6 protein-coding genes and 2 tRNA genes are annotated in these 7,364 nt (G+C 47.8%); 6 read left to right on the forward strand and 2 right to left on the reverse strand.

Annotated elements, in window-relative coordinates:
* Positions 1–13: 13 nt before the first annotated feature.
* On the reverse strand, positions 14–1,306 hold the full coding sequence (gene aroA / locus ACTHS4_RS04880; protein ID WP_070645728.1) for a 3-phosphoshikimate 1-carboxyvinyltransferase: 1,293 nt from the start codon (positions 1,304–1,306) through the stop codon (positions 14–16).
* 299 nt (positions 1,307–1,605) lie between these two features.
* Between aroA and cysG the strand changes: the two genes are divergently transcribed.
* Positions 1,606–3,003, forward strand: a complete 1,398-nt coding sequence (gene cysG, locus ACTHS4_RS04885) for a siroheme synthase CysG (protein ID WP_070645730.1) — start codon at positions 1,606–1,608, stop codon at positions 3,001–3,003.
* A 53-nt stretch (positions 3,004–3,056) separates the two neighbouring features.
* On the opposite strand, the gene ACTHS4_RS04890 is transcribed toward cysG, so the two are convergent.
* Positions 3,057–3,662 carry a CoA pyrophosphatase gene (locus ACTHS4_RS04890; RefSeq protein ID WP_070645732.1) on the reverse strand — a complete coding sequence of 202 codons (606 nt, stop codon included), beginning with the start codon at positions 3,660–3,662 and terminating at the stop codon, positions 3,057–3,059.
* A 175-nt stretch (positions 3,663–3,837) separates the two neighbouring features.
* On the opposite strand from ACTHS4_RS04890, the gene ACTHS4_RS04895 reads away from it, so the two are divergent.
* The 5 genes from ACTHS4_RS04895 to ACTHS4_RS04915 all read left to right on the forward strand — a co-directional run bounded on the left by ACTHS4_RS04895 (position 3,838) and on the right by ACTHS4_RS04915 (position 7,362).
* Positions 3,838–5,700, forward strand: a complete 1,863-nt coding sequence (locus tag ACTHS4_RS04895) for a tetratricopeptide repeat protein (protein WP_371460080.1) — start codon at positions 3,838–3,840, stop codon at positions 5,698–5,700.
* A 56-nt stretch (positions 5,701–5,756) separates the two neighbouring features.
* Positions 5,757–6,341, forward strand: a complete 585-nt coding sequence (gene lolB / locus ACTHS4_RS04900) for a lipoprotein insertase outer membrane protein LolB (protein ID WP_070826960.1) — start codon at positions 5,757–5,759, stop codon at positions 6,339–6,341.
* A gap of 8 nt (positions 6,342–6,349) precedes the next feature.
* A complete protein-coding gene (gene ispE / locus ACTHS4_RS04905) occupies positions 6,350–7,198 on the forward strand; it encodes a 4-(cytidine 5'-diphospho)-2-C-methyl-D-erythritol kinase (RefSeq protein ID WP_070827044.1) in 849 nt (282 codons plus the stop codon).
* Positions 7,199–7,203: 5 nt separating this feature from the next.
* A tRNA-Gln gene (locus ACTHS4_RS04910) sits at positions 7,204–7,279 on the forward strand.
* A gap of 10 nt (positions 7,280–7,289) precedes the next feature.
* Positions 7,290–7,362 (forward strand) — tRNA-Gln (locus tag ACTHS4_RS04915).
* Positions 7,363–7,364 lie beyond the last annotated feature (2 nt).

Raw genomic sequence — 7,364 nt, forward strand, 5'->3', positions numbered from 1 at the left:
TTTGAATAATCAATCAGTTGGTTAATGATGCAAAAACTTGGAAATAGTCGGGGAAAGTTTTATGCGTACATTTCGGGTCGTTGATGATGACGGGAACGCCCAAAAGCGAAGCCAGTGAGAAACACATGGCCATGCGGTGGTCATCATAAGTATCGATGACGGCATCGGGGGTAAGTGTTTCGGGCGGCGTAATATGGATGGCTTCGGCTTCTTCAACGACTTCTGCACCCAGTTTGCGCAGTTCGGTTGCCATGGCGGCGATACGGTCGGTTTCTTTGACGCGCCATGAGCCGATATTGCGCAGGGTGCAGGGCTGTTTGGTGGCCAGTGCAATAATGGCCAGAGTCATGGCCGCGTCTGGAATATGGTTGGCATCTAAATCAAAAGCCTGAATATTGCGCTCGGCAGGACGGGAAATTTCAACAAAATTTTTGCCCCAAATGACATCCGCGCCGATTTTCTCCAGTTCGCGCACAAAGGCAACGTCGCCTTGGATGCTGTGTGCGCCGATACCGGTTACGCGGATGGGTGTACCCGCAATCAGGCCTGCGCCCAAGAAATAAGACGCGCTGGAGGCATCGCCTTCTACATATAAATGTTCGGGCGCATGATATTTTGCACCGGCCGGGATTTTAAATACACGGTAGTCTTCATTGATGATGTCCACACCAAACTGCGCCATCAGCTTGAGCGTGATGTCGATATAAGGTTTGGAAATCAACTCACCTACCATGTGGATTTCAAATGCTTGTCCGGTCAACGGCAAAGCCATCAATAGGGCGGTCAGGAATTGGCTGGACACATTGCCTTTAATCGGAATAATGCGCTCGCCGTTGTCTTGGTGTTTGCCGATCTGAAGCGGCGGATAGTTTTCATTGCCCAGATATTGTACGTCTGCACCTGCAATGCGTAGCGCATCCACCAAATCGCCGATGGGGCGTTCGTGCATACGCGGCACGCCATGCAGATGATAGTCGCCTCCCAAAATGGCAAGCGCGGCAGTCAAAGGGCGGAATGCCGTACCGGCGTTGCCTAAAAACAAATCGGCAGTTTGGTTGGGAAAGCGGCCTCCGGTGCCATGAATTTTCAGACGGCCTTCAGGTAAAGATTCAATGTGTACGCCGAGTTTGTCGAGTGCTTCAAGCATTCGGTCGGTATCGTCGGATTTGAGCAAAGAATGGATTTCGCAAACGTTGTCGGAGAGTGCTGCCAAGAGCAACGTGCGGTTGCTGATGCTTTTGGAACCAGGCAGGGCAACGATGGAGGGCTTGAGTGTGGAAGCGGGCAGGCGGATGGATTCGGTCATGGCTGGGCTAAGCTCGTTTGAATTGTAAATAGACCGATATTATACGCAGGCAAAGGCCGTCTGAAAAATGAAGAGAGCGCAATATATTTGTTAAAAAATGAATTTTTATATCGTTACACTATTTTCCAATCATTTATTTTGAAATTTTCTGCTCCTGTTTTATGTTTGCCGCTATAACTTATTTTGTTGTGGCAGGTATATAACCAAACACCATAAGAAAATCAGAAACCATTCTTTCCTATTTTTTCAGACGGCCTTTAATATCGGCGGACAATCATTGATAAAGCAAGAGCACGACCATGAGCCATTATCCTTTGTTTGCCGATTTGAGAGACCGTCCTGTTTTACTGGCAGGCGCGGGCAAGGTTGCCGAACGCAAGGCGGAAAGTCTGTTGTCTGCCGGAGCGCGCTTGCGTGTTGTTGCGGAAACTTTGAATCCGCAGTTTCAGCAATGGGCGGTTGAAGAAAAAATAGTTTGGCTGGGCGGCTTGTTTGAAGAAGCCATGTTGGACGAGGTGTATTTCGTTATTGCGGCGACGGATGATGATGGGTTTAACCGCCGTATTTTTGAAGCAGCGGAGCGACAGGCAAAATTGTGCAATACGGTGGATACGGCGGATTTGTGTTCATTTATTGTGCCTGCTGTGGTGGATAGAGGACCGTTGAAGATAGCCATATCCAGCGGCGGTACTGCGCCTGTATTGGCGCGTAAATGGCGGCAGATTATTGAAACATTGATTCCGCTGCATACGGGTACGATGGCGCGTATTGCAGGAAAATGGCGCGAAAAGGTTAAACAGACTATTCATCATGTCGAACGACGCCGTTATTTTTGGGAAAAGTTGTTCGACAGCCGTTTCAGTATTTTTGCGGCTCAAAACAATATCGAAGCGGCAGAACGCGAGTTGATAACTCAGTTGAATCAGGAAACGCCGTTTGGCGGCGAAGTGGTTTTGGTGGGTGCAGGGCCGGGCGATCCGGGCTTGCTGACCATACATGCTTTGCAGGCGATACAGGCTGCGGATACGGTGTTTTACGATGCTTTGGTGTCGGATGAGATTTTGGCGATGGTACGCAAAGATGCGGTGAAAATCAGCGTGGGCAAACGCGCCGGTGCGCACCATGTTCAGCAGGAAGAAACCAACCGTCTATTGGTTGAACACGCTCAAAAAGGCGAGCGTGTGGTAAGGTTAAAAGGCGGCGATCCTTTTGTTTTCGGGCGCGGCGGGGAGGAAGTGCAAACCCTGCATCAGGCCGGAATTGCCTACCGCATTGTGCCGGGCATTACTGCTGCACTTGGAGCTACTGCTTATGCCGGTATTCCGTTAACCCATCGCGATTGCGCCCAAAGTGCTTTATTTGTGACCGGCCACAGCAAACACGAGGGCAATCAGCCTGATTGGCAGACTTTGGCTTTAAGCCGTCAAACGCTGGTAATCTATATGGGCACGCTTAAAGCGGCTGAGATTGCGGGAAAACTAATGGCTTATGGCAGGCAGCCTTCTACGCCCGTTGCCGTGATTTCTAATGGCACTTTACCCAATCAAACCGTGCGGACAGGCCGTCTGAAAGATTTGGGCTTGTTGGCTGCCGAAGCAGAGCGTCCGGCTTTAATGGTAATTGGCGAAGTGGTTGCCCTGCGCGATGAGATGAAATGGTTTGGAGAATTTGTCGAATGCTATGAAGAAGCTGCATAAAGAGGATTGATCAAACAAGGCCGTCTGAATATTGGTTTTCAGACGGCCTTGCCTTATTTAAAAGCTTGGCAATATTGCTGATAACGTTCTGCCAGTCCATATAGGATGATGGCTGTCAGCCCCCAAATGTCGTAGTGTCGGAAAGGCAGGGCGGGGAGGGCGAGGGTTTGATTGTTGTGATGAAGCTGGCGGAATGTGTAGTTTTGCAGGTTTAAGGTGAAGTCCAAAGGCAGATAAAAAATTTCTGCTACTTCATCGGGATTTGCTTTTGGGTTGATGGGCTGGGTGCAAATTGCCGGAACAGGCGTAACACGGTAGCAGGAAGGCGTGTCATAAAAGGGTAGCGGTGCAAAAGTTTGCCATGCGGTAATCGGAATGGCGGTTTCTTCATATGCTTCTCTTAACGCCGTTGCCGTTAGGCTGTCGTCTTGAACATCTTTGCGCCCGCCGGCAAAGGCGATTTGTCCTGTGTGCTGCCTTAAGGTCTCGGCCCTTTTGGTCAGTAAGATTTGCCACGCACCTTCATGCAAGGCAATGCCGACCAAAACGGCTGCTTCTTTGACCGTTTGGGCGGTAACTAATTGATTGCGCTCTGCTTGCATACGGCTGCTGAAGCGTGAAGCTTGAGTTAGGAAGTGGATAAGTTGGTCGGTATTCATTTTTAGCGCTGATCGTTTTATGCAGATGAGGATTACACAAGGTTTACGGTTACCGTGTCAACAAAATAGGGTGCGTGTGTTACAGTTATGCCTGAATGATAAATAAAGCTTTGCATCTGTTCTGCAAGTGCTTAGGCCGTCTGAAAATGCCGGCAGGATCTCAAAAAGGATAGTTATGTTGTTTTCCCCATCCCGTATTCGAGTAGCAGCTGCGGCTGTCATGATGTTGTTTGCTACACAAACTTTTGCCGCGCCCGGCGATTCAAAGGCTGTTTTTGAATCGGCTAAGATTATCAAAAAGAAAAGCCGCGCCGACCGTTTTTCTCCTGAAGAGCGCGAACAGGAACGGATACGTCTGTTGGGCATACAAAACCGTACCTCGCAGGTTTTTACTTTGTTAAATTCAGAACTAGCCCTGCAAAAGGGCGATGCGGCTTCTGCACTGTTTACTTATATTTTGACGTTGCATCGCACCAAATCTCCCGAAGTGGCCGAACGCGCTTTGGAGATGGCGGTTTCTTTAAATGCCTTTGAACAGGCTGAAGCCATTTATCAAAAATGGCGAGAAATCGAGCCGGAGCCTGGTGAAACACAAAAGCGTATGACTTGGTTGCGCAATTTGCTGCTGGGCAAAGCCGATAAAAATTTGAGCGGATTGGATAAGGTGATTGCCGGCGGTAGCGAAGATGAGCAAAAGCGCGTGTTCCTGCTTTTGGCACAAACCGCAGCCCAACAGTCGAATCTGACTAGTGATGCGGTCAAACAGGTGCATAAAACGGCATTAAATTATAAAGACTTCCCTGAAGCGGCGATTGCGGATGCAATTTTTAGTGCAAAAGACGGTCAAAAGAAACATGCCATTGCCGCATTGCAACGCTTGGCCAAGTTGGACAACGAAATTCTGCCGCCGACTTTTGTTACCCTGCGTCTGATAGCGCAACGGCATCCTGATATTCTGGACGGCTTTTTCAAAGAGACAGACACCAAAACCTTATCTCCGATTTGGCAGGAATTGGATATCGCCAATTTGATCGCCCATGGCCAAAATGATAAGGCTTTTAAGCGTTTGCAGACTTTGTTGGAAGAAAATCCTAACCCTGATTTGTATATTCAGGCCGCCTTATTGTCCGCCAGCAAGACGGAAAATATTTCTGCGGTAAACAGCTATCTGGAAAAGGCTTATAAAGCCGGTACGGAAGAGCAGCGCAGCCGTGCGGCGTTGATTGGCGCGGTTTCTTATAATGATGTTGAAGAATTAACCAAAGCCAAACAATGGCTGGATAAGGTAACGGCTACGGCTTATACGTTTGATAAAACCATTTTGGCCGCTTCTATCGAAGCCAAACAGGGTAACCATAAAGAGGCTTGGGCATTGGTACAACGCGCACAAAAAATGCCCGAGCAAAGAGGACATTATTTTGAAGCTAAGGATTTGCTGAATACGGCTTTGTTCGTATTGTCTAAAAACACCAATCTTCAAGAATCGTTGAACGCTTTGAACAGCTTGGTAAATTCCACAGAAAAATCCTTGAAAACCCAAGCTTCTCCCGAGCTACTTGCCAATGTGCTGTATCAGCGTTCGATGGTTTATGAAAAGCTGAACCAGCCAGGCAAGGCGATTGCCGATTTGCGTCGAGTGGTAGAGCTGTATCCGGACAATCCGCACGGTTGGAATGCTTTGGGCTATACCTTGCTGTCCAACGGCAAGGATTTGGACGAGGCTTTCAAAATGGTTCAGACGGCCTATCAAATGGATCCGGAAAGCGCAGCAATTAATGACAGTGTAGGTTGGGCTTATTATCTTAAAGGCGATGCCCAAATGGCTTTGCCGTATATCCAATATGCCTATGAAAAAGAACCTGAAGCCGAAGTCGCCGCGCATTTGGGCGAAGTCCTATGGACGCTTGGAGACCAAGACAAGGCCAAAGAAATCTGGAATGACGGTTTGAAGCACGGAAGCAATCTTCGGGTATTAAAAGAGACAATGTCCAAATTCGGTATAACGCCCAGCAAACCGCATACTCAAAAACACAAATAAAACCGAAAGGCCGTCTGAAAAGCGTTTGATTTCAGACGGCCTATGAAGGAATATCCATGAATTTAAAACAATTATCATCGGTTGCAGCCTTATTGCTTTTAGCTGCTTGTGCGCAGCCAAACTTACCTCAGCAAAACAGTTGGCAAGCAGCAGAGCAGGTGCAGGATTTTAGTGCGGATGGCCGATTGGCTGTCAAAGTGGAAGGAAAAGGCTCTTATGCCAATTTTGACTGGACTTATCAGAACGCGGTTCAAACCATTGATGTGAATACACCATTGGGCAATACCGTTGGCCAGCTGTGTCAAGATAGCGAAGGCGTATTGGCAGTAGACAGTAAGGGTAAGGTTTATCAGGCGGAAACGGCTGAGGAATTGAGCAGACAGCTTTTAGGCTTTGCTTTGCCGGTTCAATATCTGCATATTTGGGCTGATGGTAAACGCGTTGCCAATGCGCCATACAAAATCCTGCCTGATGGCCGTCTGGAGCAGTTTGACTGGACAATATCGCGTACTTTAAATAGTTCAGGACAGCCCAAAATGCTTCAACTTGAGAATGCCAAGTTTAATATCCGCTTGGTGTTCGATACAGTAAATCACTCTTTGGATAAGAATGGACAAACCCGATGCGTAGCACGCAAATAGAGGATGCCATGTCAGTTTCAGAGGAAATCCAAGCCTTTCCTGCGCCGGCTAAATTAAATTTGGATTTGAGGATTACCGGCCGCAGAAGCGATGGTTATCATAATTTGGAAAGTATTTTCTGTTTGATCGGCTTATATGATACCGTTCATCTGAAAATGCGTACTGATGGGCAGATTATTCTGCATACACCGGTTGAAGGGCTTGAACCTGAGCAAGACTTGACTTATCGGGCGGCTAAATTATTACTGCCATATGCAAGCGTACCGCGCGGCGTCGAAATCTGGTTGGATAAAGTGATTCCGACCGGCGGAGGCTTAGGCGGCGGCAGCTCTGATGCAGCCACGGTTTTAATGGTTTTAAACCAATGGTGGCAATGTGGTTTGAGTAGGCAGCAACTGATTGATTTAGGCGTAAGTCTTGGTGCAGATGTTCCTTTTTTTATTTTTGGCAGAAGTGCTTTTGCCAAAGGCGTGGGCGAGAAGCTGGCTGAAATAGATGTCCCTAAACAGTGGTATGTTGTCGTTAAGCCCCCCGTCCATGTGGCAACCGCTAAAATTTTTGCACATGAATGCTTGACACGGGATTCCAAACCCAGCATAATGCCGACTTTCCAATCGTTACAGCCGTTTCAAAATGATATGCAAGCGGTTGTGTTTCAGGAATATCCTGAAGTTTGGAAGGCTTATACTGAGTTATCCCAATATGGTTGTGCATTAATGACCGGTTCCGGGGCTTGTTTGTTTATAGCAAGTGAATCTCATCAAGAAGCAAATACAATTTACCAACAGGTTTCTCAATCATATGAGGCTTATTGTGTGGAAGGATTAGATATTCATCCTCTATTTCATATGATTTAGTAAGTTGGGGAGTCGTCAAGCGGTTAAGACACTGGATTTTGATTCCAGCATGCGAAGGTTCGAATCCTTCCTCCCCAGCCAAACCCTTTGTTGGGGAGTCGTCAAGCGGTTAAGACACTGGATTTTGATTCCAGCATGCGAAGGTTCGAATCCTTCCTCCCCAGCC

The organism is Neisseria sp. P0014.S009 (genome assembly GCF_051958155.1).
In the GTDB taxonomy this organism is placed as follows: domain Bacteria; phylum Pseudomonadota; class Gammaproteobacteria; order Burkholderiales; family Neisseriaceae; genus Neisseria; species Neisseria flavescens_C.